The sequence below is a fragment of the Thiovibrio sp. JS02 genome, from assembly GCF_053485635.1.
On the sequence record NZ_CM130715.1, the window covers coordinates 1,454,899 to 1,478,174 of the forward strand.

A 23,276-nucleotide genomic window follows, 5' to 3' on the forward strand; every position below is an offset into this window, starting at 1 on the left:
CATTTGACAACAGACATGTTTCTGTCAGACTGATTGAGCAGGGACAAGGACGGATGGGCATGGAACCCTTGCGGAATTTCCCCTGCCCGGCCAAACACAACCCAGAGGACAAGGTATGAATTTTCAGAACCAGGGCCGACCACTGAACGAGGAAGGAATGGAGCAGGTATGCAAAACCCTGGAGGTCACCGAACCGGAGATATGGGCGGTTCTGACCGTCGAGACCCGCGGATTCGGCTTTCTCAAGGATCGCCGACCCCAGATCCTGTTCGAACGGCACATCTTCCAGCGGCTGACCAAGGGAAAGCACGCCCCCGGCAATGCCGAAATCAGCAATGCACGCCCAGGCGGCTATACGGGCGGATCCGGGGAATATGCCCGCCTGGAAATGGCGATGCGGCTCGACCGGAAGGCGGCGCTTGAGAGCGCCTCCTGGGGAATCGGCCAGATCATGGGATTCAATTACAAGGTGGCTGGTTTCGCCAGCATCGACGCCATGATTGCCGCCATGGTGGAGGACGAGAACAGCCAGCTTCTTGCCACGGCGAACTTCATATCCGGCAAAGGCTTGGCAGGTGCGCTGCAACGCCGGAACTGGGTGTCCTTTGCCCGCGGCTACAACGGCCCTGATTTCAAAAAGAACGAGTATGACACCCGGCTGGCCGCCGCCCATGCCAAAAACAAGACGATGCTGCCGGATCTTTCCCTCAGAGCCGCCCAGGTCTCCTTGATGTATCTTGGCTTCGATCCCGGGCCCATCGACGGCCTGCGCGGTCGACGTACCCGTTCGGCCCTGCTGCTGTTCCAGGAGCGCTGGGGGCTTCCGGCGACCGGGGATCTTGACCCTGACACCGAAAACACACTGCTTTCCCGAGCGTTCCCGAAAAAGAACAGCGGCAAGGCAAAACACTCGCGGAAAACCGTTTAACGCCCCCGGGTTCCCCTCCCAGCCGGCTCCTTTCGTTTATGCCGGATGCCGGCCAAGCCAGCAAGGCCTACGCCGAAAAGAAACAGGCTGGCAGGCTCCGGCACGGGGCATTCCGCGCAGGTTTTGGAACCCTTTTCCCAGAAGACCACCGGATCAATGAATTTTTTACTCGCGTACTCCATGACGCCTAAATGCAAGTGGTTTCCGTCCATCGTACCGATATCCTCTCCGGCATGAAACTTTTGCAGGAAACCGGCTTCGTTGACCGCGGTACTGGGATTGACATGGGCGTAATAATCACCCTGGGCGGGACTGGGGTCATGGGTCGCGTCAAAACGGACCGTGGCATCACTCTCCCCGCCAAGGGTTGTTTGATATTTGCCATCCCGGAAGAGCCGGACCGTGTAAGTCCCGTCTTCAAAAAGATGCAGGCCGCAATCCGTGTCAAACCAGCCAAAGATGTCCCAGCCGTCATGCAGGCCCTCCTTGAATCTCGCCCCGGTCAAGCCGGAAGGATGGGAATACGTTACAGGGGTACACTCTCCGTCTATGCATACGTCGTACATCTTGCCAAACTCAGGGATGAAAAAACCGAGAAAGTTATCGTCTGGTATTTTCACCGGTTTCTGGTACCCATCCTTAATGTTCCAGTATTCGACGGTGATTGGCATGCAATGGCCAACCTCCGCACACCCGGCGGCCAAGCAGAAAAAAAAGACAGTTACTTTCAAAATCCCTCCCCGCATGGCCTCCCCCTTTTCAAGTTCTCATTACACCATCCCACCGGTTGGGACGGTCCTGCGAAAAAACCTGAAGGAACAGTCAATCCTGAACATGGCACTTGTTGCAGAAACTTCTCTGGAATGTTGCAAAACTGCCGGCCAGCCTGTCGTAAAAGGTTTTCTGCGTTTCGGCGGCGGTCCGGCCCTGCGCGTATTGCGGTGGCGTGTCATTGTCGATGCCGGGATAAACCCCGTCATAGATGATAAACTCAGCCTGCATGTTCCAGCGCAACATGCTGTCCCAGCCCGAGGCGTGCGCCCGATGACAGGAAAGGCACATGACATTCACCCCGCCCCCTGGACCACTGCGGCCCAGGGTGATGGCCAGCGTTTTCAGCATGGCGTAATCCTTTACGCCGACTTCGTAGGGAACAAGGGAGGTATAGGAGAAAGAGTGGTCGCCCTTGAGATTGCCTGAAGAGATGTATCTGTTGTAGTTGTTGACTATTTCAGTGTTCAGGACGGCGCCGCTTCCCACCGGGTGCCTGCAGAAGCTGTCGAACTGGGGGTGACAGTTCTGACACCACTCGGACATGCCGCTGCCATAGACAACCCTGGTATCGCTGGAGGTTTCCGCCCTGTTGTACTGAGAGGGCGAAACGGCCACAGGCGGGTCCACATCGAAAACCGGCACACCGGGCATGCTTTTCGGCTGATACCCCTTGCCGGCCAACAGCCTGTATACGCCCACGGAACCGCGCGGGCCGGGGGCCGGACTGTCCGCATAGGAACCCGAGGCAATCACCGGCGGACCGGATGTGGTTACGGTGTTGTCCTCAAGCCTTCGGTAGTTGCCGTGCGGGTCATGGCAACTGACGCAGGAAAGGCTGGCGGCGGGATAAGTCCCACCCGGGGCAAAGGAAAAGGAGCTGTCCGGAGCAAACCCATAATCAACGGCCACGATATTATGGCCGTGGCTGTCGCCCGCGCTTCCCTGCGCCTCTCGCATGCCGGCAAGATCCCAGGTGTAGTTTTTTTTCAGCCAGCAGAAATCGCCCCCCGGAGAAAGCTGCACACAGAGCGGATACGTTGCCGTATCGGTGGCGACCTGATGTTGACGGCCCGGCATGATGCCAATCTCCGCCTGATGGCATCTGAGGCAGGTTGAACTTGCATCGGTGCCGAGCAGAGCGGGCGGCGTACTGTGACATTCCTTGCAGTCACCCGTGCCGCCGTTGTGGAAGGTCTCCTGGCAAAGTCCCGGGACGGTAGACAACAGAAACCCTGAAAAGACAAGCAGATATCCGCATACCCTTATTCTTCCCATGACGTGTCCCCCCTCCACTGTTCTGAAACGCAGTAAGCAAAAAACAATGTTCCCTGCGGCAAATAGAGAAGAACAACTTGAGTTATGCAAATTGCATGCATTACCAGCAATCAATTTAATTATTTGATTTTTTTCAACCAGTTAGTTTAAGTTATGGCTTGCAATCAGATTCGGACATGGGATTTTTTCCGGAATTCCCAAGGGTATGTCCATGATTTCGGAAACAACCATCCGGAGCCCAGAGCCGGCGCCTTTAGAAGAGGAGTGAAAAGCCCATGATCTACGATGCACTGGCACACTTTGCCACCTACAAGAACGCTCATCCCCTGTTTACCTTTGTCCACGACTATATCGGCAGCCATGACCTGACTCAGCTGCCGCTCGGCAAACAGGATATCGGAAACGGCATTTTTCTCATTTCCGCCAGATACCAGACAAAAAAACCGGCGGAAACCTTCATTGAATGCCACAGAAGGTACATTGACATCCAGATCATCACCAGCGGCGCCGAAAAGGTAGGGATCTGCCGGAGCGAACAGTGCAAGCCGTCTGCCTACAATGAAGAAAATGACTATCTGGAACTGCAGGGCTCCATGGAGTTCATCACCCTCCAGGCGGGATTTTTCGCAATCTTCTATCCCCAGGACGGGCACATGCCTCAGCTCAATACCGGAGCGATGCCCGCGGAGGTGAGCAAGATCGTCTTCAAGATTCCTGTCTGAGGCAGCCGTTTGCACCACTGCTTGACATGTCGCGCAAAGAAGAATATCTATCCTCGGAAGGACACCCCATCTTTTAATAATAGCTGACAGCGATGGCTGACAGCGCAAGGCGAATCACAGTGTATGACCTTCTCCTGTAAAAATTACGATTACAATGAAGACCAGTGCCTCAAACTCAAGGCAGATTGTGTGCCGGGCAGGCCCGGCTGCGTGCTGGAAGGGAAAGTCAAGGTCAGCGAGGACCTTGACAGGCGCCTGCGGGAACTTGAGGAAAAAACGGCGGCAAAGAAAAGAAAACGGTAACGCGCCCTGTGCCGGCCATGCCCCCCTCCCGCGAACATGAAGGCGGCCTTGGCGAGAGCCCCTTCCCCATGGAACTGCGCGGGGAGGAGGGAATGGCTGTTTCCCGCGCAGGGGATCCTGCCTTCGCCCCCGTCTTCCCCGCCGCCGGCATGAAACCCTCTTTTCGTTCATCATCCTCCATCCGTCAACAAGGCTGCCATGAATCCCCAAAAAAAGGTTGCCATCATCGGCTGTGGGCCTGCCGGGCTTATGGCTGCCACCCATCTTGCCGAGTCAGGACTCGGGGTGACTCTCTTTGACGCCATGCCTGCCGCCGGCCGCAAGTTTCTGGTTGCCGGCAAGGGGGGGCTGAACCTCACCAATGCCGAAGCAATGGAGCCCTTTCTTCTTCGTTACGGAACGGAATCCAGCCGTTTTGCCCGGTATCTCGCCTCTTTTTCTCCGGCCGATCTCCGCGCCTTCCTGAATCGCCTCGGGGTTGAAACCTTTGTCGGCAGCAGCGGCCGTATCTTCCCCAAGGAGGAAACGGCCGCCGCCATCCTGAAACGCTGGCTGAAGCGACTGGAACATCTGGGGGTTCGCCTCTGCTACGGACACCGCTGGCAGGCTCTTGACCACAACAACCAGCCTCTGTTCTCGACGGAATCGAACCGTGCCTTGCTCTTCCCCTGCGATGCGCTGCTCCTGGCCCTTGGCGGAGCGAGCTGGCCACAGACCGGTTCCGACGGTGGCTGGATTCCCATTCTTGCCGAACGCTCGATTACGATTCTCCCTTTTCAGCCGGCCAATTTCGGCGTCGAAGTGGAGTGGAGCGGGCACTTCCGCGGCAACTTCGCCGGCCAGCCCTTGAAGAACCTGCTGATCCGCTGCAAAGACAAAGAGGTCTGCGGCGAGGCGCTTATAACAAAATATGGCCTTGAGGGCGGGGCGATCTATCTTCTGGGGCCGGTCATCAGGGAAGCTCTGGAAAAGGAAGGGACCGTCATCCTCAACCTCGACCTGAAGCGTGATCTTTCCAGGCAGCGCATCAGGGAAAAGCTGGAAAAACGGAAGAAGAAGGAGAGCCTTGCCAACTTCCTTCGCAAGGGGCTGGGACTTGCCGGCCCTTACTACTCCCTGCTCCGCGAACTTTGCCCGGCAGAAGCGCTCAACGATCTGGACAGGCTCGCCCAATGCATCACGAACCTGCCCGTTCCAGTGAGGAGATCCAGGCCCCTTGCCGAGGCGATCTCGTCCGCCGGCGGCATCTCCTTTGCCGAGGTGGATGAATCCCTGATGCTTTGCAAACTGCCTGGGATCTTTGTGGCGGGAGAAATGCTCAATTGGGAGGCGCCGACCGGAGGCTATCTCCTCCAGGGCGCATTCTCCACCGGCTTTTCCGCGGCAGAGGGGGTGTTGCGCTGGCTTTCCGCCAGGGAAAGGCCTTGACGTGACCAGCTCCGCCCGCAAACCATGCCGAGCCATGCGGCTTGCCTGCCATACCATACGACAGCATGGTTTTTGGGACGGCGACAATTATGCGCTGGCGAAAAGAAAATCCAATATGGTATAATGGCTAAAAATTTATAAATCTCGTATAGTTAGACAAGACTGTTATCTACAGAACAATTCATTATTTTTTCGCAGGGCCGGTACTGCGCAAGGAGAACTGGAATGGCCGCCAAAACCGTTGAACAGAATCTTGAGAAGATGACCGTCAAAGAACTGAGGGAACTTGCCAAGGCAATTCCGGGGCTTACCGGTGTCTCCTCCATGAAGAAGGATGAGCTGCTTGCCGCCCTCCAGGGCGGAGGTTCGGAAGAACAGGCCGAGGCTCCGAAAAAAAACCCGGCCCAAAAAGCAAAAAAAGAGGCCGGGCCGAGCATAAAGAACCTCACCGCCAAAGAGGTGAAACAACGGATCAATGCCACTCGGGACAAAAAGGCCGCGGCCCTTGAGGAAAAAAATAAAAAGATGATCGCGGTCTTACGCCGCAAGTTGAGCCGGCTCAAGAAACAGAGCAGAAAAAAGAGCGCTCCCCCCGCCCAGGACGCTCCGGCCGCCTGATAAAACCCGGAGAGGATCCACCCAGGGTGCCTGCATGGGCACCCTTTTCTGCTCTCCGCCTCCTCTTCCCGGTGATCCTCCTTATTCTATCTGCAAAAAAACCGATTGTTTTGCCGAAACACTTCCCCTGGTGGGAAAAAAGTCATTCCATTCAGCCAACAAGAGAGCGGAGGGCTCCATGCAGGAATCACCATACCTTGAAGGCCGTGAGTTCTTAGTGGAAAAGCTGCAGAAGCTCCCCTTCCTCGGCACCATCAGCGAGAAATACATCAAGCAGATGTTGCGCCTGAGCAAAATCAGAAAATTTGACGACGGAGAAACAATTACCCCGGAAGGGGCATACGACAGTTGGGTTTATATCATTTTTTCCGGCGCGGTGAATATCGTCAAGAACGGCAAGATGATCGCAACCCTTGATCAGGTCGGCGACACCTTCGGCGAACTGGCGGTCATTGACGGCAAGGCACGCTCCGCGTCGGTCGAGTCCCTGGGCCCCACGGTCTGCCTGGCCATCGACGCCTCCTTCATGAACGAAACCACCGAACCCCTTGAGCAGGTTCTCTTTGTTTCCATCCTCTACCGGCTCTTTGCCGAAGTGATCGCCCAGCGGCTGCGGATGTCAAACGAGGAACTGCTCAGGACCAGAGCCGAACTGGAAAAACTCAAAAAAGAAAAAAAGAGAGGGGCACGCTCGCCCAGAACCTGACCTCATGCTGCAAGTCAGGCCATAAAAAAGCCGGCCCCGGAGGCCGGCTTTTTTATGGCACTTACTGGCCGGCCAGCGTTTAACAGCCTTCGATGGCCTTTTTCTTCTTGGCTTCGATCTTGCCGTCTTTCACGGTGACCTTGTCGCCGACCTTTGCGGTGCCTTCCACCTGGGAAATGGTGCCGTCACAATCAACGGTCACTTTATCGCCTTCCACCGCGGTCACGGTGCATTTGCCGGCAACGGATACCGCTGCGGTGCCCGCGACGAAAGCCAGCGCCAGTAAGGTTGCGATCAACTGTTTCTTCATGATGTTCCTCCTTTGGTTGGTTTGTGTTGGCCTTATTTACCAGCCTTAAAAATCCTGCTCGTTTAAAAGTATTATATGGGCCCGGGCCGACAAATCCTAGACGACATCGCCCCAAACAGCACCCGATGTCTACCCGGAATCCCCCTATATCTAGTGGAAAAATCGCGATTCCATGGAATGGTGAAAAAAACATAACAGATATATAACGTGATGACAACCCGCCTGGGTGAAAAATAAGCCGTTTTGCTTACGGCAAGGATTTGCTACTATGTTCTCCACACTCAATGCAAGCCATTCAACCTGCGGGAACAACAGCATGGATCCTGAAAAGCCACTGATCGGCGGCGCGCCAATCATCAATATAGACGGCCTGAAGATTCGTCAGATTCGCGAGGAAAAAGGCCTTACCCAGCTCTATGTCTCCACCGTGGTGGGAGTGACCACCGATACCATCTCCCGCTGGGAGAACCGCCGTTACCCCACGATAAAGAAGGAAAACGCCATCCGACTGGCCGAAGCCCTTGAGGTTCCGCTGGAGGCGATCATCGACGCCGGCCAGAAGGAAGAGGCCGAGGCCAACCGACCCGCCCAGCCGGAACCCGAGGCTGAGTCTGCCGCCCCTCTTCCGCCCTCTCCGGGGGAGCCTCCCGCTCCGCAGCGGGGAGCGGAATCTTCGCCGCGATCTTCATTGCACGGCATCTCCGCAAGGCATGTCGGCGTGATCTTGGGAGCCCTCTTTGTCATTGCCATCGGCCTTACGATCGCAAGCTGGTGGAATGGCAGACAGAATGCGGACAATCAGGTTGCGGCCCTCAGATCCCTTCCGGCCCATGTCCCGCCCGCCGGAATTTTTCCGGTGCTTATTGAAGTGACGACCAATTCCGCAAAGCCGTTTTCTCTCATTCTCAAGGAAACGCTGCCTCCCGGCTGTACGGCGGTCAGCGGCAGCCCGGCCTTTGTGGAACAGGAAAAAGACAGATCCGTGATCAAATGGATCGGCAAGGTAAGCGGCGACTACGCGGTTTTTTCCTATCTCGCCAAACTGGACGCGAAGGCGCCGCCGGACGGCATGCTCACCTTCAGCGGCGGCATCACCCTGCGCAGCGGCGACAAAACCGCGACCACCGTTTCCGGGGCCAATTCCGCCCGGATCAGCCCATACCACTGGGCTGACGGCAACAGCGACGGCAGGATAGACGACGAGGAAATCCTCTCTGTGTATGACACCTACGGCGCCATCGAGGGGTTTGAATTTGACCAGAAACGCATTGAGGACATCTGGTCGAGCAAGGGATACCGCTGGAATCCGGCCAGCCGCAATTTTGAAATCCTGCCATAACGAAACAGATGGAGAATCCAGCATGTTAACAGGAAAACTTCGCCACTGGCTGCCCACCGCTTTTTCTTTTTTCTTCCTCTTCGGCTGCCTGCTGCCCTTGCCTGCGCGCGCAGGCAAGGATCTGGTGGACTGCCGGTATCTCAGTTCCTCCGGCACGGAGATTCGGCTGCAGATCGCCGTCTCCTCACCGCCGCCCACAACCTTGATCATCATCCAGAACATTCCGGAGGGCAGGATCATCGCTTCGGCTTCCCCCGGCTACAACAAGTACAACGAGAAGCGCGGCGAGGCCAAGTGGTTGCTGAAAGGGGTCGCCCCCGGGAGTTTCGTCCTTGCCATACGCCTCGACCAACCCATCGGCGCCGGCGAGATCAACGGGGAAATCCGTTACAAAAATCCGGTCACCGGACAAATGGTGAGCATGCCGACCCGGCCGTAACAGCCGCTATCCCAGCGGGGAGTCGGGAGGATAAACGATCAGCATGGGCTTACCGCAGCCCTGCGCCACGCTTTCGGCCAGAGAGCCGAAAACCAACCGCTCAAGCCCCTGGCTGAACACACTGGCCATCACGACAAGATCATGCGCGGCCGCCGCCTCGACAATGGTCTTGAGCCGCGCCTCCGTCGCGTAAACCTCGGATTGCACACAGTCCCCCAGCCCCACGGCCCGACTCCAGCTTTCCATCCTTTCATGGGCCGCCTCAAGCTCCTTCTCCCCATCCTCCGGCGGCAACAAACGCAGCAGGGTTATGCGGTGCTCGCCCACCCCGGCAAGGGCGCAGATAATATCCTTCAGGACGATCAGATCCTCGCTGTCCGTAACCGGCACCAGGATGTGTTCCGTATGAAGCACCCCGGTAAAACGAACAATGATCACCGGGCATTTCGCCCGCCCCACCACCTGCTCGACAACCTTCTCAAACTCCTTGTGGGTGCCCTGCAGCGGATGTCCGATGACGATGGCAAAAGTCCTGGTCCGTTCGGCCTGGCCAAGGATACCGTCGGCCACGTTCTCCTCTTCCACCACCACCGTTTTCAGCGCATGGCCGATACTCCGCACCTCAGCCCTCTCCACGGCAAAGAGGAAATCCGTTGCCGCCGGCAGTTCGCCATAATACCTGCCGATCTTGCGCGGGATGACGCGAACCGCGCAGGGGCAGGCGCCGTGGTGGTGGGCGATGATGGTGGATATCCTGGCCAGCCCGGCGACGGTGGCCAGATGCGAGGCGCCGAAAACAACCTGCCCCACGGGCTCGGCGGCCGGTTCAAGTTTTTCCCATGTCCAGGGCACCAACTGCACGGATTCCGGGGCAGACAGACCTGCCTTCTGTTGTTGCCCCACCGGGTTCATCTGCTCGTCGCGCTCAAGGCCGCTTGCCTCACCGGCCTTGAGCACGGCGTGCCGGACCAGCGGCGGGCCGGATAGTTCGGCAAGAAAAACCCCGGCCAGCAGGATCGGCGTGATGAAGGATGTATACATTTTCAACTCAGGGATCCCCTGGGTGAGAAAGATGAGGGCGATTGCCACATCCGCCTGGGAAACCAGCGCTTGCCCCATGAAAAAACGGATGGAAGGCAGGGCGCCGGAAAGACGCGCCCCGAGGCGGGCCCCGAAATTCTTGCCACTTACCCGGCAAAGGAAATAGACCAACCCCATGCCGCCGGCGACCGCGAATTCCTTGAGGTCAAAATGCACCCCGGCCAGGGTGAAAAAGAGGACATAGATCGGGGTCTCGAACCCGTTCAAGGTCCGGAAAAACCGGACGTCCCTCCTGTCGCGGTTCACGATGGTGAAGCCGGTGGCCATTCCCGCCAGCAGCGGCGAAAAATCAAGAAGACGCGCCGTTTCCCCGCACAAGAGCAGAAGGGCGAGACCGGCGGTGAGCATTTCACTGCGCCTCGTTAACTTGGAGCCGATATAATCGATGGCAAGTCCGGTCAGCATCCCGAGAAACAAAGAGCCTGCGATCTCGAAAATACTGACCAGGCATCCGCCAAGCACCGTTCCGGAGCCTGTCCCGCCAAAGTTCCGGACCACGGAAACGGTGATACCGAAGGTCATGATGGCAAGGCCATTGTCGATGGCCACCACCTGCAGCAGGGTGGTGGTCCAGGGGCCTCTGGCCCGCATCTCCCGCAGCACGGAAAGGGTCGAGGCCGGCGCGGTGGCGATGGCGACGGAACCGAGGAGCAGGGCGAGGGAGAGGTAATTGCCCATGCCCCATCCATCGGCCCCCAATTCCAGAAAAAACGCGACCAGAAAAATGGCGGCCGAAACCAGAAAAAAGGCGAAAACCGCCTCCAGGAGGCCTATGCAAAAAACCGTCCGCGCTGTTTTTTTAAGCCGCTTCAGCTCAAGGTGCTCGCCGACGCCGAAAGCGATGAGCATCAAGGCGATCTGGTTGAAATGGGAGAGCCTGTCTCCGGTTATTTCCGGGGTGATGAGGGAAAAGCCCGAGGGCCCGAGAATGAGGCCGGCGCAGACATAGCCGGTCACCGACGGCAGCCGGATCAACTGGCCCAGTTTTGCCGCGGCAAACCCGACCCCGAGAAGTATGGCCAATGCCAGGGTGACTTCCATGAACTCCGTCGATGGACTGTTTTTTTATTGCTGAATCAACCTTTGGAGGAATCGAGCACGCTTCGGCAGGTCTGGGCAAGGTCATGGATCGAAAGCGGTTTCATGACATACCCCTTTATGCCCAGCGCCTTCGCCTTTTCCTCCGTAAACACCTCGCTGAAGCCGGTACAGAGGATGATGGGGATATCGGGTCTAATCGCCAGCATCTGCCTTGCCAGTTCTCCGCCGGTCATGTTGGGCATGGTGTAGTCGGTCACGATGAGATCAAAACTGTCCGGCTCATTGCGGAAAAGAGCAAGGGCGTCGACGCTGCTTGTTCTGGCGGTGACCTGATATCCCAGATAGGTGAGGATCCGCTCGCCGAGCTCGATCAGCGGCAGTTCATCATCGACAAAAAGCACCCTCTCCCTGCCACTGGGCGGAGCGTCGACCACAACCGCCTCCACGGTCTCGGTGACGGTTTCCAGGATCGGGAAATAGAGGCTGAAGGCGGTGCCGACTCCCGGTTCGCTGTCGAGCTCAATGGCGCCTCCGTGGCTGGTGACGATGCCATGCACCACGGAAAGCCCCATGCCGGTGCCCTCTCCACGATCCTTGGTGGTGAAGAAGGGATCAAAGATCTTATTCTGGATGGCAGGGTCGATGCCGATCCCGTTATCCCGTACGGACAACCTGAGATATTTGCCGGGTTCAATGCTGAAAAGACGCAGAATCGATTCATCGCGGAGCACGACCAGATCAAGACCGATCTCAAGAAGCCCCCCCTGCTCCCGCATGGCGTGCGCGGCATTGGTGCAGAGGTTCATGAGTACCTGATGAATCTGGGTAGGATCGGCCATGATTCTGCCGAGTTCGCTGCCGATGGTCTGCCTGATTTCGATGGTGGATGGCAGGGAGGCCCGCAACATCTTCAGGGTTTCCTTGATTATGGGCGAAACATCCACCGGCTTCCTCGCCATCTCGCTCTGCCGGCTGAACGCCAGGATATGGGCGACCAGATCCTTTGCCCTCCTGCTTGCCTTGCGCACCTCCTCGAGATTCTCCCGCGGCTTGCCCTCCCCGACCTCAAGCAGGGCAAGCTCGGTATAACCCATGATGGCCCCGAGGATGTTGTTGAAATCGTGGGCAATGCCGCCGGCAAGAGTGCCGATGGCTTCCATTTTCTGGGATTGGCGCAGTTGCGCCTGCAGCTCATCCCTCTCCCGCCGCGCCTGGACGCGTTCGCTGATATCACGGGCCACTCCCACCGCCCACCATGTGCCATCCTGTTCAAGGGCCGATACGGAAAGCTCCACCGGAAACTCGATATGCCCCTTGCGCATGCCGGTCAGCTCAAGAATCCTGCCCACCACTTCGCCGGTGCCGGTTTTTCTGAAACGGGCCATGCCGTCCTTCATATTGGCGACAAAACGCGCCGGCATGATAAGTTCGTGCAGATCCCTGCCCAGGGCCTCAACCGGCGTATACCCGAAAATCTTCTCCGCGGCCGGATTCCAATAGGCAATACGGCCCCGGTCATCCATGAGGATTATGGCGTCCTGGGCCGTATTGCTGATGGTCCGATAGCGATTCTCACTGACCTCAAGATCATGGAGCGCCTTTTTCCGGACGGCGATGTCCTTAAAGCTCACCACCGCGCCGGCGAGCCTGCCGTTTTCCCAGATCGGCGTCGAGGTGTAATCCACCGGGAACGAAGTTCCGTCCTTGCGCCAGAAGGCATCGTCCTCGACCCGGTGTAACTTGCCGTCACGGAGGGTGTGATGAATGGGGCACTCCTCCGCCGGGAAAGGCTCACCATTGGCGCGGCGATGATGCCAGAGAGGATGACTGGGCTGGCCGACGAGCTCCTGGACCTCATAACCAAGCATCCGAGCGGCCTGAGGGTTGACAAAGGTATGCCTTCCCTGGAGGTCGAGGCCAAAGATCCCCTCACCCACGGAGTCGAGGATCAGCTGGTTCTGCTGGCAGATCTTCCCGAACTCGCGTTCAACCTCCTGGCGCTTGGCAATATCATTCTGCAGGACAAGGGATGATTCGGACAGTTCCGAATCCCTGTCGGCAATGGCATCGTGGAGCGTTTCCTGGGTCGCGGCGATTTTACGGTCCATTCCGGCGATGTAGAAGGAGAAAAAAAGAAAGAGGACCACAATGCCGCCTCCCCCCACAATCCCGAGATAGAGGGCCATGGACCAGATGGAGACAACCTCGCTGGTGACATCTCTCAGAATAACCAGGGAGCCGACACGTTGCGGGCCGTCGACAAATATATCCACGATCCCGCCTCGAAAATGGCGGGAATCCTCCTGAAAATCAAAGACCCGCACCGACGGCGCCGAGTTGTCCACCACGAGATACCCGCAGAGGGCGCCGGGAACCGTGGCGGTGGTCTTGGCGGTGACCACGCAATCCTGCAGCGCTTTCCATTCTTCGGCCCGGGCTGAGGTGTTCTGCCGCGACAACCACTGGTTTCGGTCGACAAAGCTCTTCTGCGCCGTAAGCAGCACCTCGCAGTCAAGATACTCTTTGAGCTTCAGCACAAAAGGATCCATGTCCTGGGCGAGCGCCAGGTAGCCCAAAGGTTTGTCCTCGCGCAACCAGGGAAGGACAACACGCAGGATGAACCGGCCGCTCCTCTCAAGTTCGATACCATAGGCAATTTTTTGGGTTTGCACGGCGCGGGCCAGGGTGCTGCCCGTGGGGCTGTCTCCGGCAGAAGCGGATGTCGGCTGGCGAACAAAGAGATTTTTTTCAGCGTCAAGCAGGGTCAGGCGGCTCCCCTGGGGAAGGGGGATTGCCCTGCTCTCGTATCGGATGAGGGCAGCCAGATAATCTTGCCGATTCCCGGCCAGAAAGGCTGTCTGCAGGCCGGGATCTTCCAGATAGCCATGGAGAGAAAAGGTCGCGCGCTCCGCCTGCTCGCCCAGAAAGGAATGGAAGAAGCGCTGGGCACGAATGATTTCATCATGGAGCCGCTGGTTGGTATTCTGCTGCTGAACTCAGCGCATGCCGTAAAGGGAGGCGGAAAGGAGCAGAATCAGCACGACCCCGAGGGGAAAAAGCAGCGGCAGCTTGATACTCTCTATATTTTTCCGCATTCCGGCCATATCATATCTGATGAGAGCAGCCCAATCGGGCAGGGACAAGGTGCTTTAAAAGGGAAGGCGTGGGTTCCTCTTCAGGGGCAAAGCGCCGCCCCTTCTGTTACCATTAACCTCAAAAGCCCCACCTTCTGTCAAGGGCAAAGCATGCCATAACTCCTCCATGGTGAGGGGAAAAAGGAGCTTGAGATGACGACAACGGTAAAAAGCCGCAGGCAATTCCTCGCCGAGACCGGCAAACTCATGGCGGTGATTTCCGCCCTCACTCCGCTTGCCTGCGCCTGCCGAGCCGAAAAAGAAGAAGAGAGCGGGGCGGTTGCCCTGGTGATCGAAAAGGGGAGAATCCGGCTCGACCTGGACGATTCCAGGTACACAAGCCTCGGAACCATCGGCAGCGGCGTCAGGGTGGAATTTACCCACGCCGGAAAAGCGCTTATGGTGACCCGCGTTTCGGAGTCGGAAGTTGCCGCGTTTTCCTCGCAATGTCCCCATGCCGGCTATGAGGTTCTGCCCCCGGAGCAGGGCGTACTTCATTGCGCAAGCGGGCATGGCGGAAGCTTTGACCTGACCGGCAGGGTAAAAAGCGGCCCGGCCAGGAGCGATCTTGAACGCTATCCAGCGGAACTGCGGAACAATTCCGTATTTATCAGCTACCCGTTCTGAGACCTGGCCCCCCATTTTCTCGTTGCCCGGCGCTGAATATAGCAGGCGGTTTTCATGGGACAACCATATTGATCTTGCGTTTTTTTGTCCTGATCAGGTAAGGTGTTGCCCCAAACATTTGGCTAACACCCCTGTTGCCACGTTGGAAATATATACCTAGAGGATTTGCCCCATGAAAAAAATCGCAGTGCTGGCCGGTGATGGCATCGGCCCGGAAGTCATGCAGGAGGCCATCAAGGTTTTAAACGCCGCCCAGGACAAGTTCGGCTTCAGGCTCGAATACCACCCTGCCGATGTCGGCGGTTGCGCCATCGATAACCACGGCCATGCCCTGCCGGAACAGACCCTGAAAATCTGCGAGGCCGGCGACGCCATCCTCTTCGGCTCCGTGGGCGGGCCGAAGTGGGAATCGCTTCCCCCGGCCCAGCAACCCGAACGCGCGGCCCTGCTGCCCCTGCGCAAGCATTTCGAGCTGTTCTGCAACCTGCGGCCGGCCAAAGTGTTCAAATCCCTGGCCGCCGCAAGCCCGTTGCGCGCCGACATCGTCAAGGACGGTTTTGACATCCTTTGCGTGCGGGAGCTCACCGGCGGCATCTACTTCGGACAGCCAAAGGGCCGCGAGGGCGCCGGCCCGAACGAGAAGGGCTTCGACACCATGGTCTACCATCGCTGGGAGATCGAGCGCATTGCCCGGCGCGCCTTTGAGGCGGCCAGGATGCGCAGGAAGATCGTCACCTCGGTGGACAAGGCCAATGTCCTCACCACCATGGTGCTGTGGCGGGAGGTCGTTATCGAGATCGGCAAGGAGTATCCGGACGTCACCTTAAACCACATCTATGTCGACAATGCCACCATGCAGCTCGTCCGCAACCCCCAGCAGTTTGATGTCATGCTCTGCGGCAACATGTTCGGCGACATCATCTCCGATGAGTGCGCAATGATCACCGGCTCCATGGGCCTGCTCGCCTCGGCAAGCCTCAACGAAAAGGGTTTCGGCCTTTACGAGCCGGCGGGCGGCTCGGCGCCGGACATCGCGGGAAAAGGCATCGCCAACCCCATCGCCCAGATTCTTTCCGCAGCCATGATGCTGCGCTTCAGCCTGGGTCAGGGGGCTGCGGCGGACGCCATAGAGCAGGCGATCACCAAGGTGCTCGAAAGTGGCATCCACACCCCGGACATAGCCATCGACAAGAGCAGGGCCATCGGCACGGCGGCCATGGGCGACGCCATTGTCGCTGCCCTTTTGAAGTAAAATCAAATACCCAAGGAAGCTATCATGAGTGACTTAAGCGCAAAAATAGAAACCAGCAAAGGCACCATCAATCTCATCCTGTTTGCCGACAGGGTTCCCTACACCGTGGCAAATTTCGTGAACCTCGCCCGCAGAGGATTTTACAACGGCAACAAATTTCACCGGGTCATTTCCGACTTCATGATCCAGGGCGGTTGCCCCCGCGGCAACGGCACCGGTGGGCCGGGATACGACTTCAGCGACGAGTTTGACTCCTCTCTCAGACACAGCAAGCCGGGCATCCTCTCCATGGCCAATGCCGGTCCGAACACCAACGGCAGCCAGTTCTTCATCACCCATGTTCCCTGCCCCTGGCTCGACGGCAAGCATGCGGTTTTCGGGGAGATCGTTGGCGAAAAGGATCAGGAGGTCGTGGACAGCATCCGCCAGGGTGACGTGATCTCCGCGGTAACCATTGAAGGGGATACGGCAGTACTCATGGAAAGAACCAGCGACAAGGTATCCCTTTGGAACAAAACCTTAAATCAGCGTTTTCCGAATCTGACGCCTGCGGAGTAACCCGCCTCACCTGCGCTTTATAAAACAAAACCCCTCCAGACGGGCCGTCGGGAGGGGTTTTTCCTTGCTCGCCGCTTTAGCTTTTACGCAAACAGATCCCATCCGTACATCACTCCCAGACAGATCACGATCAGGGAACTGTAGCGAAGCAGAGTTTGCCGCACCGGATAATTGAAATCGATCCTCTGCATACTGAAGGCGGCCCCGTACAACCAGGCATAAAGAACAACCACCAGCGGCATGCCACCTTCAAGCCAGAAATTCACGTCGATATCCAGCCAGAAAATCACCGCCCCCAGGACCATGGCGCAGATCAGGACCTTGGCCAATTCATAAAAAATCCTGGCAACGGCGAACATCAGGGTAAAGGAGCCGATTGAGCTGAAAACAAAGGAGAATCCGACAAAACCAAGACCGGTCAGCAGGCCGCTGCCCATGAAGAAAATCCTGTTGGCCGCAAGATACCCGACAAGGGTATCATGAAGATCCGCGGAAGAAAATCCTGCCAGATGGAGAAAGAGATATATGAATGCGGAAAAGGTGAAGTAATTGCGCATTGCCGGCCTTGCGAATAAAAAGGGTGGGATTAACGGATCAATCAATCCGTGATAAAGCCGACCGCACGGTCAAGTTTGTGCAGAAATGCAAACCCCTGCCCCTTCTTCTCCAGTTGCGCAGCCTTGACCACGGCATTAAAAACGGCATCGGTCTGCTCATCCTTGGTAATGATCAGGATGATCTCCTTTTCCGGTTTGATGAACATTCCGGAAAATCCCAGCTTCTCGCGGATGCCGGTCCCCCGGCCGTAATACATCGTCGCCCCCTGGGCGCCAGCCGCCATGGCGGCGGCCACAACCTTGTCGGCCTCGCCCCGCTGGACGATGCAGGTTATCAAGTTCGGATTGACTGATTCCATATTCTGCTCCCTTTTCAAGGCACCTGGCACATGGTGTAAACATATTCATCGACACTGCTTCAGCTTGGAATGTTACATTGAAGAATTATCAAGCCGGGGCAAGGCATTGTCAAGCATTGAATCGTGATGATCTCGCAAAAAACACCCCCTGCAGGCAGCGAACTCCGGCTCATGAAAATCCAAAGCAATGCCTGTTCGCACCGCACGGCGCCAGCCGACCAGTCGCGGCACCTCCATTTTCTTCCCTTGCCAGATGTCCGGTTTTTCGGGTATAGAAAGCAGTCAATCCGGTCGTCTCCGACCTTCCTGTCCTGCCCATGCCGTTACCCGTTGACCACTGTCCGCAACTGCGATATCCTTAAATAAACAAAAAACATTTATTGACCAACTTTGGAGAATAACCATGCGTGAAGAAGATAAGGGCTGGAGCCCCTATGTTGCCGGGGCGCTCACCGGAGTACTCGCGGTGGGATCCGTACTGGTCGCCGACAAATTTATTGGCGCCTCAACAACCTTTGCGACCTCGGCCGGCATGATCGAAAGACTTTTCGCCCCGGACCATGTGGCTGGGGTTGATTATTTCAAAAAACACCTGCCCCGGATCGACTGGCAGTTCATGTTCGTCTTTGGCATCATCATCGGCGCCTTTCTTTCGGCGCTCACCTCGAAAAGCTTCAAGCTGCAGGGCGCGCCCGACATGTGGGCAGCGCGTTTCGGAGCTGATCCGGCAAAACGCGGCATCGTCGCCTTTGTCGGCGGCGCCATCGCCCTGTTCGGAGCCAGACTCGCCGGCGGCTGCCCCAGCGGCCATGGCCTGAGCGGCTTCATGCAGCTTTCCGTCAGCGGCATTATCTCCATCGCCTTCTTCTTCGCAGGCGGGCTTGTGGTCGCCAACCTGCTCTACAAGGGAGGGGAATAACCATGACGCTCATCTACGGATTCATCACCGGGATTCTTTTCGGATTCTTCATGCAGAAAGGGCGGGTGCTGCGCTATGACAAGCAACTGGGCACCCTGCGCCTTCTAGATATGACCATTCTCAAGTTCATGCTCACCGCCATTGTCGTCGGCATGGCGGGCATTCAGCTCTTTTATGATCTGGGCATGATCACCAAGCTCGACATCAAAAGCACCCAGGTCGGGGCCAACGTCCTGGGCGGCCTGATATTCGGAGTCGGCTGGGCACTGCTCGGCTACTGCCCCGGAACCCAGGCAGGCGCCCTGGGCGAAGGCCGCTGGGATGCGGTCTGGGGCATCTGCGGCTCCCTGCTGGGCGGCGGCATCTACGCCGAGGTCTATCCTTTCATGAAGGAAACCGTCCTCACCTGGGGAGACTTCGGGAAGATCACGCTGCCGCAGGTCCTCGGCATCAGCCCCTGGCTGGTGATTCCCGTTTTTGCCGTGGCCGTGGTCCTCCTGTTCCGCTGGTTTGAACAGAAAGGACTGTAAAGCAACTGGCTTTTAGAATACAAACAGCCTCCACATTCCAACCCTGCCGGACACAGGGCCATTGCCAATGGCAATGGCCCTGTTGTATCGTAGAATCTCCGCCCATGGAAAATTTCATTCTCACCTTTTCTTTCCTGCTCATCGGCATATCTCTGCGCCGCCTCCGTCAATTCCCAAAGGAAACAGCCCAGGTTCTGAATCTTTTTGTCATCTATGTTTCCCTGCCTGCCCTGGTTTTGCTGAAGGTTCCCCAGCTTACCTTTACCAGGGACCTGCTCGTTCCGGCCCTGATGCCCTGGGGCATGCTTGCGGTCATGGCGCTGCTGATTCTGCTGGTGGCGAAATGGCAGGCGTGGCCGCGGGAAATTGTCGGCTCGCTTCTGCTCCTGGTGCCCCTGGGCAACACCTCTTTTCTGGGCATCCCCATGGTTCGGGCCTTTTTCGGAGAGGCCGGCATTCCCTATGCCGTTCTCTATGATCAGTTGGGTTCTTTCCTGGCCCTGGCCACCTATGGCTCGGTGGTCCTTGCCTTCTATGGCAGCGGAAACAGCCCGCGGCCAGAAGCGGTGCTGAAAAAAATCTTCACCTTCCCCCCCTTCCTGGCTCTGCTCCTCGCCTTTGCCTGCCGCTCTTTCGCCTTCCCCGCGCCGGTTATCGCCCTGCTGAAGACCCTGGCCGCCACCCTGGTGCCGGTGGTCATGATCGCCGTGGGTTTTCAGCTCACCCTGCGCCTCAGCCCCGAAGTCCTAAAACCCCTGCTCGCCGGCATCGTCATGAAACTCGCCATCGCCCCGGCGGCGGCTCTCCTCCTCTGCCGGCTGTTCGAATTGAACAGTCTTGCCGCCCGCGTTTCCGTTTTTGAGGCAGGCATGCCGCCCATGGTCTCGGCCGGCGCCCTGGCCATCATGGCCAACCTTTCCCCCCAGCTGACCGCGGCCCTGGTGGGCTTGGGCATTCTCGTCTCCTTTCTGACCCTGCCGCTGCTCTTCCAATTTTTATAGCAGAACTCGCGCGGGATGCGGAAAAAGCCTTCCCGGATTTTCTCCATCACGCACCCGGGAAAATGGATTCTTCGCGTACTCACCTGACTTTTGTTTCGGACTGATAAATGCTGAACAGCCGCTAGCGTCTCCCTTTTCGCCCCTTGCCCTGCGATCGTTGCCCTTTCCCGGACAAACCGGCTGCGGTCGCATGTTTTTCCCGCGCTCCTCCTTTTTCCGCCCCCGCCTTTTTCCCATCTTCGAGAACCTGCCGCTGTCTGCGCCGCTCAAGGATTGTCCGGGCGACGAAAAGGGGCTTGCCGTTCTCACGATCCAGGCCGGTCACATACATGGCCGTGGCAATGGTGCCAGGGGTGGGTGTAAAATCCTGAAACTGCCTCACCCGCAACCGCAGATCGCGCAGACGCGCGACCAGGGTCTCCATCTCCCGCAGCCCGCAACCGGGGTGGGCGGAAATGAAATAGGGGCTGAAATGAACTTCCTTCCCGTGCGTTCGGGCAATCTCCCGGCATTTCGCAAGAAATTCCGTCAACACAGCGGGGCCTGGCTTATGCATCAGGCGCAGAATCTCGGGCTCGGTGTGTTCCGGAGCGATCTTCATCGCCCCCGGCGTATGCTCAAGAAGAATCCGTTTCAGTAACGCCGGCGTTTTCAGAAGCAACTCCATCCGCAACCCCGAAGAGACGAAAAGATGCTTGACCCCGCCCAGGCGGGAAACTTCCTCAAGCAGGCCCAGAAAGGCATTTTCATTGATGATGAAAAACCGGCAGAGCTCCGGATACAGACAATCATGCCTCTTGCAGGGAATGGGGGAAGCGCAGCCGCTTCCATACAGATTCGCCGTGGGCCCGCCAAGGTCGCTGATGGTGCCGGAAAAACCTTTTTGCGAGGCAATGGTTTTCGCCTCCGCGACAATGGACTCGGCGCTTCGGCTGATGACAATGGGCCCCTGATGCCTGGTGATGGCGCAGAAGGAACAGTTGCCGCAGCAGCCACGGACAATGGTGAGCGAGTCCTTGATCATTCTGAAAGCCGGAACCTCGCCCATTGCCGGATGGGGCGCCCGCAGGAATGGCAGGGCGGAAAGGGCATCCAGCTCGTGGGAAGTGAGCGGTGCCGCCGGTCTGTGTTGCAAGACCCAGGCGGCCTGCTGCTTTTGCAGCACAGGCCTCTGCGAATATGCCCGCGCCTGCCGGTCCACCGCCAGCTCCGCGTCAAGAAAGAGCCGGGGAGTTTCCTGTATCTCCTGCCAGGCAGGGAGAACCACCGGCTCGACAAGGCGCCGGGCCGACAATTCCCTGGGGGTGAGCCGTTCACAGGTGCCGGCGATACCGGCAAGACCAAAGCCGCCGTCAAGCCCGGCCGCCACCTCGATAACCGCCCGTTCGCCCATGCCGTAGACAAGAAGATCGGCCTTGGCGTCGGTGAGGATGGAGGCGCGCAGCCGCTGCTGTTGATAATCGTAATGAACAAAACGTCGCAAGGAGGCCTCAACGCCGCCGAGCACCACCGGTACCTCGGGATAGGCGGCCTTGGCCAGGTTGGTATAGAGAATGGAGGCGCGATCCGGACGGCGACGCATCTTCTTTTCCGCCACCGCGCCGAAATAGGGGTTGCCGCCCGGCGAATACTCGTCGCTGTCGCGAACCTTGGCATTGCCGCTGTAGTTGGCGACAACGGAATCGAGATTTCCGGCGGTGATACCGAAAAAAAGCCGTGGCCTGCCGAACTGCCTGAACGCCTCGGCATTATCGTGGCGGGGTTGGGAAAGGATGGCCACCCTGTAGCCTTTGCTTTCAAGAAGCCTGCCGATCAGGGCGACGCCGAAGGAGGGATGATCCACATAGGCGTCGCCGGTAACCAGAACGACATCGACATAATCCCATCGCCGTTGCCGCATCTCTGCAGCGGAAATCGGCAAAAAATTTCCTGGACCCTGTTGAGCCACGCTGCCCCCGGTTGTTGAATTTCTTGCAAGAGAAATCATTTCCTCTCCATCAGTGGTTTATAAACCAATACCGTTATGGTATAAAGAAAATACCTTTGGGGCCAACGATCAATAATCTCCCTGAATTATTCAAACAATGGCAGCTTCTCCCCGGTGAAACCAATGAAAATCACGATTACCTATTGTTCGCAATGAAACTACCTGCCACGGGCCTCCAGGCTGGAGGCTGAATTGAAGAAAAATTTTCCCGCCGCCATCGAGCTTATTGCCGCCTCCGGAGGCGTTTACGACATCATGGTGGACGACAAGCTCCTTTTCTCCAAACAGCAGGCCGGCCGCTTCGCCGAACCGGAAGAAATAATCAGCCTCATCCGAGCTCGGCTCTAACCCAGTTCCCTTATCACGGAAAAAATGACCGACAGTCAGAACTTCAGCGCCACCCTGAAACTCCTCTCCGACAAGGAAGGCGACGGACAGATGTGGACGCTGCGCGGCAAGAACACCTACACCCTGGGCCGCGTCACGACCAACGACATTCCGTTGCCATACTCCTGGGTGTCGCGCAAACATGCCATGATTCAGACCGAGGAAAACGGCCGGCTCAACCTCATCGACCTCGGCAGTTCCAACGGCACCTTTGTCAACGGCAGGCGGATCTACACTCCCGTCAACCTGCAAAACGGCGACTGCATCGGCATAGGAAACACCCGCCTTCTTTTTTTCCAGGAAAACACGCGGGAGCAGCAGCCAGCCGCGCCGGAAGCGGATCTCGACGAGATGACAGTGGCCTTTGTCCAGAAGGAAATCATTACCATCCTGATCTGCGACATCCATGATTTCACGAGACTTTCCGAGGTGATGGGCGACCAGCGTCTTTCCCAGCTTCTGCAATTCTGGACGGGTGGGGTGAGCAAGCTGGTGCACCGATACGACGGCATAGTCGACAAGTTCATCGGCGACGCGGTCATGGCCCTCTGGGCAGGGCCGGATCTGGGCACCAACATCCATCAGGCACTGAAGACCGCCCTGGCCATCAACGCCTTCACCAACAGCCTGAGCAAAACAGTACCGGACCTGCCCTGGATGCTGAGTATCGGAGCCGCGCTCAACACCGGCGAGGCCATGCTCGGCAATCTCGCCCAGAACGGTCAGCATAATTACACGGTGGTGGGAGATGTGGTGAATGTCGCCTTCCGGCTCGAAGACATGACCGGCAGCCAGAGCGGCCTTGACGTGGTCATGGGGAGCGAGGCCGCCACCCATCTGGTCGATCCCGCGAAGTTCTATACGAAATATTCCTTTCAGCTCAAGGGCAAACATGAGCCTGTCGAGGCTTACGGCTGCAGCTTCAGCCAGCTCTGGAACTACCTCAAGCAGAACACGACACTCTTCGGCGCCATGTAGCCG

The 23,276-nt window shown here is 57.6% G+C and carries 25 protein-coding genes; 17 read left to right on the plus strand and 8 right to left on the minus strand.

Translation table 11 applies throughout. The features are described from left to right. Positions 1–115: 115 nt before the first annotated feature. A complete protein-coding gene (locus ACUUL3_RS06730) occupies positions 116–928 on the plus strand; it encodes an N-acetylmuramidase domain-containing protein (RefSeq protein ID WP_448555793.1) in 813 nt (270 codons plus the stop codon). Here the strand turns inward: ACUUL3_RS06730 and ACUUL3_RS06735 are convergent. Both ACUUL3_RS06735 and ACUUL3_RS06740 read right to left on the minus strand, forming a co-directional pair. Then, entirely contained in the window at positions 925–1,599 is a 675-nt protein-coding gene (locus tag ACUUL3_RS06735; protein WP_448555795.1) for a PEP-CTERM sorting domain-containing protein, read from the minus strand. The genes ACUUL3_RS06730 and ACUUL3_RS06735 overlap by 4 nt on opposite strands. Positions 1,600–1,750: 151 nt before the next feature. Continuing rightward, entirely contained in the window at positions 1,751–2,926 is a 1,176-nt protein-coding gene (locus ACUUL3_RS06740) for a cytochrome C (RefSeq protein ID WP_448555797.1), read from the minus strand. Positions 2,927–3,252: 326 nt separating this feature from the next. Between ACUUL3_RS06740 and ACUUL3_RS06745 the strand changes: the two genes are divergently transcribed. From ACUUL3_RS06745 to ACUUL3_RS06765, 5 genes are all read left to right on the plus strand, one after another. After that, the gene (locus tag ACUUL3_RS06745; RefSeq protein WP_448555799.1) at positions 3,253–3,699 is read left to right on the plus strand and encodes a YhcH/YjgK/YiaL family protein; all 447 of its coding nucleotides are present in this window, start codon (positions 3,253–3,255) and stop codon (positions 3,697–3,699) included. A gap of 123 nt (positions 3,700–3,822) precedes the next feature. Beyond that, positions 3,823–4,002, plus strand: a complete 180-nt coding sequence (locus ACUUL3_RS06750) for a hypothetical protein (protein ID WP_448555801.1) — start codon at positions 3,823–3,825, stop codon at positions 4,000–4,002. A 198-nt stretch (positions 4,003–4,200) separates the two neighbouring features. Further along, complete coding sequence (locus tag ACUUL3_RS06755; RefSeq protein WP_448555803.1) at positions 4,201–5,430, plus strand: NAD(P)/FAD-dependent oxidoreductase; 1,230 nt, start codon at positions 4,201–4,203, stop codon at positions 5,428–5,430. 225 nt (positions 5,431–5,655) lie between these two features. After that, positions 5,656–6,048 carry a Rho termination factor N-terminal domain-containing protein gene (locus tag ACUUL3_RS06760; RefSeq protein WP_448555805.1) on the plus strand — a complete coding sequence of 131 codons (393 nt, stop codon included), beginning with the start codon at positions 5,656–5,658 and terminating at the stop codon, positions 6,046–6,048. Between the two features lie 178 nt (positions 6,049–6,226). Beyond that, on the plus strand, positions 6,227–6,754 hold the full coding sequence (locus ACUUL3_RS06765) for a Crp/Fnr family transcriptional regulator (protein ID WP_448555807.1): 528 nt from the start codon (positions 6,227–6,229) through the stop codon (positions 6,752–6,754). A gap of 79 nt (positions 6,755–6,833) precedes the next feature. On the opposite strand, the gene extJ is transcribed toward ACUUL3_RS06765, so the two are convergent. Beyond that, entirely contained in the window at positions 6,834–7,064 is a 231-nt protein-coding gene (gene extJ / locus ACUUL3_RS06770) for a selenite/tellurite reduction operon protein ExtJ (RefSeq protein WP_448555809.1), read from the minus strand. Positions 7,065–7,380: 316 nt separating this feature from the next. Between extJ and ACUUL3_RS06775 the strand changes: the two genes are divergently transcribed. Together ACUUL3_RS06775 and ACUUL3_RS06780 are read left to right on the plus strand one after the other, a co-directional pair. Then, positions 7,381–8,403, plus strand: coding sequence for a helix-turn-helix domain-containing protein (locus tag ACUUL3_RS06775; RefSeq protein ID WP_448555811.1), 1,023 nt, complete (start codon positions 7,381–7,383; stop codon positions 8,401–8,403). A 22-nt stretch (positions 8,404–8,425) separates the two neighbouring features. Then, a complete protein-coding gene (locus ACUUL3_RS06780; RefSeq protein WP_448555813.1) occupies positions 8,426–8,842 on the plus strand; it encodes a hypothetical protein in 417 nt (138 codons plus the stop codon). Between the two features lie 6 nt (positions 8,843–8,848). Here the strand turns inward: ACUUL3_RS06780 and ACUUL3_RS06785 are convergent, their stop codons facing one another. After that, positions 8,849–10,984 (minus strand): cation:proton antiporter domain-containing protein, encoded by a 2,136-nt coding sequence (locus ACUUL3_RS06785; RefSeq protein WP_448555815.1) that lies wholly within the window; start codon positions 10,982–10,984, stop codon positions 8,849–8,851. A 35-nt stretch (positions 10,985–11,019) separates the two neighbouring features. Further along, positions 11,020–13,656 carry a PAS domain S-box protein gene (locus ACUUL3_RS06790; RefSeq protein WP_448555817.1) on the minus strand — a complete coding sequence of 879 codons (2,637 nt, stop codon included), beginning with the start codon at positions 13,654–13,656 and terminating at the stop codon, positions 11,020–11,022. Here ACUUL3_RS06790 and ACUUL3_RS06795 point away from each other — a divergent pair. The 4 genes from ACUUL3_RS06795 to ACUUL3_RS06810 all read left to right on the plus strand — a co-directional run bounded on the left by ACUUL3_RS06795 (position 13,645) and on the right by ACUUL3_RS06810 (position 16,555). Further along, positions 13,645–14,238, plus strand: a complete 594-nt coding sequence (locus ACUUL3_RS06795; RefSeq protein ID WP_448555818.1) for a hypothetical protein — start codon at positions 13,645–13,647, stop codon at positions 14,236–14,238. The two genes, ACUUL3_RS06790 and ACUUL3_RS06795, sit on opposite strands and share 12 nt — an antisense overlap. 33 nt (positions 14,239–14,271) lie before the next feature. Continuing rightward, positions 14,272–14,745 (plus strand): QcrA and Rieske domain-containing protein, encoded by a 474-nt coding sequence (locus tag ACUUL3_RS06800; RefSeq protein ID WP_448555820.1) that lies wholly within the window; start codon positions 14,272–14,274, stop codon positions 14,743–14,745. A gap of 172 nt (positions 14,746–14,917) precedes the next feature. Beyond that, on the plus strand, positions 14,918–15,997 hold the full coding sequence (gene leuB / locus ACUUL3_RS06805; RefSeq protein ID WP_448555822.1) for a 3-isopropylmalate dehydrogenase: 1,080 nt from the start codon (positions 14,918–14,920) through the stop codon (positions 15,995–15,997). A gap of 24 nt (positions 15,998–16,021) precedes the next feature. Continuing rightward, a complete protein-coding gene (locus ACUUL3_RS06810) occupies positions 16,022–16,555 on the plus strand; it encodes a peptidylprolyl isomerase (RefSeq protein ID WP_448555823.1) in 534 nt (177 codons plus the stop codon). An 83-nt stretch (positions 16,556–16,638) separates the two neighbouring features. On the opposite strand, the gene ACUUL3_RS06815 is transcribed toward ACUUL3_RS06810, so the two are convergent. Both ACUUL3_RS06815 and ACUUL3_RS06820 read right to left on the minus strand, forming a co-directional pair. Next, complete coding sequence (locus ACUUL3_RS06815; RefSeq protein WP_448555825.1) at positions 16,639–17,112, minus strand: hypothetical protein; 474 nt, start codon at positions 17,110–17,112, stop codon at positions 16,639–16,641. Positions 17,113–17,153: 41 nt separating this feature from the next. Continuing rightward, entirely contained in the window at positions 17,154–17,471 is a 318-nt protein-coding gene (locus ACUUL3_RS06820; RefSeq protein ID WP_448555827.1) for a P-II family nitrogen regulator, read from the minus strand. A gap of 403 nt (positions 17,472–17,874) precedes the next feature. On the opposite strand from ACUUL3_RS06820, the gene ACUUL3_RS06825 reads away from it, so the two are divergent. The 3 genes from ACUUL3_RS06825 (at position 17,875) to ACUUL3_RS06835 (ending at position 19,921) form a co-directional block, all read left to right on the plus strand. Beyond that, positions 17,875–18,390, plus strand: a complete 516-nt coding sequence (locus ACUUL3_RS06825) for a YeeE/YedE thiosulfate transporter family protein (RefSeq protein ID WP_448555829.1) — start codon at positions 17,875–17,877, stop codon at positions 18,388–18,390. 2 nt (positions 18,391–18,392) lie between these two features. Further along, a complete protein-coding gene (locus ACUUL3_RS06830) occupies positions 18,393–18,920 on the plus strand; it encodes a DUF6691 family protein (protein WP_448555831.1) in 528 nt (175 codons plus the stop codon). Between the two features lie 104 nt (positions 18,921–19,024). Next, the gene (locus ACUUL3_RS06835) at positions 19,025–19,921 is read left to right on the plus strand and encodes an AEC family transporter (RefSeq protein ID WP_448555833.1); all 897 of its coding nucleotides are present in this window, start codon (positions 19,025–19,027) and stop codon (positions 19,919–19,921) included. Positions 19,922–20,042: 121 nt separating this feature from the next. Here the strand turns inward: ACUUL3_RS06835 and ACUUL3_RS06840 are convergent, their stop codons facing one another. Next, a complete protein-coding gene (locus ACUUL3_RS06840; protein WP_448555834.1) occupies positions 20,043–21,842 on the minus strand; it encodes a YgiQ family radical SAM protein in 1,800 nt (599 codons plus the stop codon). Positions 21,843–22,031: 189 nt separating this feature from the next. Between ACUUL3_RS06840 and ACUUL3_RS06845 the strand changes: the two genes are divergently transcribed. Further along, entirely contained in the window at positions 22,032–22,256 is a 225-nt protein-coding gene (locus tag ACUUL3_RS06845; protein ID WP_448555836.1) for a SelT/SelW/SelH family (seleno)protein, read from the plus strand. A 24-nt stretch (positions 22,257–22,280) separates the two neighbouring features. Then, positions 22,281–23,273 carry an FHA domain-containing protein gene (locus tag ACUUL3_RS06850; RefSeq protein ID WP_448555838.1) on the plus strand — a complete coding sequence of 331 codons (993 nt, stop codon included), beginning with the start codon at positions 22,281–22,283 and terminating at the stop codon, positions 23,271–23,273. Positions 23,274–23,276 lie beyond the last annotated feature (3 nt).

Bases quoted from the DNA above. Each gene is read 5' to 3' on its own strand.
- ACUUL3_RS06730 (WP_448555793.1), top strand. From the start codon at position 116: ATGAATTTTCAGAACCAGGGCCGACCACTGAACGAGGAAGGAATGGAG.
- ACUUL3_RS06735 (WP_448555795.1), bottom strand. From the start codon at position 1,599: ATGCCAATCACCGTCGAATACTGGAACATTAAGGATGGGTACCAGAAA.
- ACUUL3_RS06745 (WP_448555799.1), top strand. From the start codon at position 3,253: ATGATCTACGATGCACTGGCACACTTTGCCACCTACAAGAACGCTCAT.
- ACUUL3_RS06750 (WP_448555801.1), top strand. From the start codon at position 3,823: ATGACCTTCTCCTGTAAAAATTACGATTACAATGAAGACCAGTGCCTC.
- ACUUL3_RS06755 (WP_448555803.1), top strand. From the start codon at position 4,201: ATGAATCCCCAAAAAAAGGTTGCCATCATCGGCTGTGGGCCTGCCGGG.
- ACUUL3_RS06760 (WP_448555805.1), top strand. From the start codon at position 5,656: ATGGCCGCCAAAACCGTTGAACAGAATCTTGAGAAGATGACCGTCAAA.
- ACUUL3_RS06765 (WP_448555807.1), top strand. From the start codon at position 6,227: ATGCAGGAATCACCATACCTTGAAGGCCGTGAGTTCTTAGTGGAAAAG.
- extJ (WP_448555809.1), bottom strand. From the start codon at position 7,064: ATGAAGAAACAGTTGATCGCAACCTTACTGGCGCTGGCTTTCGTCGCG.
- ACUUL3_RS06775 (WP_448555811.1), top strand. From the start codon at position 7,381: ATGGATCCTGAAAAGCCACTGATCGGCGGCGCGCCAATCATCAATATA.
- ACUUL3_RS06780 (WP_448555813.1), top strand. From the start codon at position 8,426: ATGTTAACAGGAAAACTTCGCCACTGGCTGCCCACCGCTTTTTCTTTT.
- ACUUL3_RS06785 (WP_448555815.1), bottom strand. From the start codon at position 10,984: ATGGAAGTCACCCTGGCATTGGCCATACTTCTCGGGGTCGGGTTTGCC.
- ACUUL3_RS06800 (WP_448555820.1), top strand. From the start codon at position 14,272: ATGACGACAACGGTAAAAAGCCGCAGGCAATTCCTCGCCGAGACCGGC.
- leuB (WP_448555822.1), top strand. From the start codon at position 14,918: ATGAAAAAAATCGCAGTGCTGGCCGGTGATGGCATCGGCCCGGAAGTC.
- ACUUL3_RS06810 (WP_448555823.1), top strand. From the start codon at position 16,022: ATGAGTGACTTAAGCGCAAAAATAGAAACCAGCAAAGGCACCATCAAT.
- ACUUL3_RS06815 (WP_448555825.1), bottom strand. From the start codon at position 17,112: ATGCGCAATTACTTCACCTTTTCCGCATTCATATATCTCTTTCTCCAT.
- ACUUL3_RS06820 (WP_448555827.1), bottom strand. From the start codon at position 17,471: ATGGAATCAGTCAATCCGAACTTGATAACCTGCATCGTCCAGCGGGGC.
- ACUUL3_RS06825 (WP_448555829.1), top strand. From the start codon at position 17,875: ATGCGTGAAGAAGATAAGGGCTGGAGCCCCTATGTTGCCGGGGCGCTC.
- ACUUL3_RS06830 (WP_448555831.1), top strand. From the start codon at position 18,393: ATGACGCTCATCTACGGATTCATCACCGGGATTCTTTTCGGATTCTTC.
- ACUUL3_RS06835 (WP_448555833.1), top strand. From the start codon at position 19,025: ATGGAAAATTTCATTCTCACCTTTTCTTTCCTGCTCATCGGCATATCT.
- ACUUL3_RS06850 (WP_448555838.1), top strand. From the start codon at position 22,281: ATGACCGACAGTCAGAACTTCAGCGCCACCCTGAAACTCCTCTCCGAC.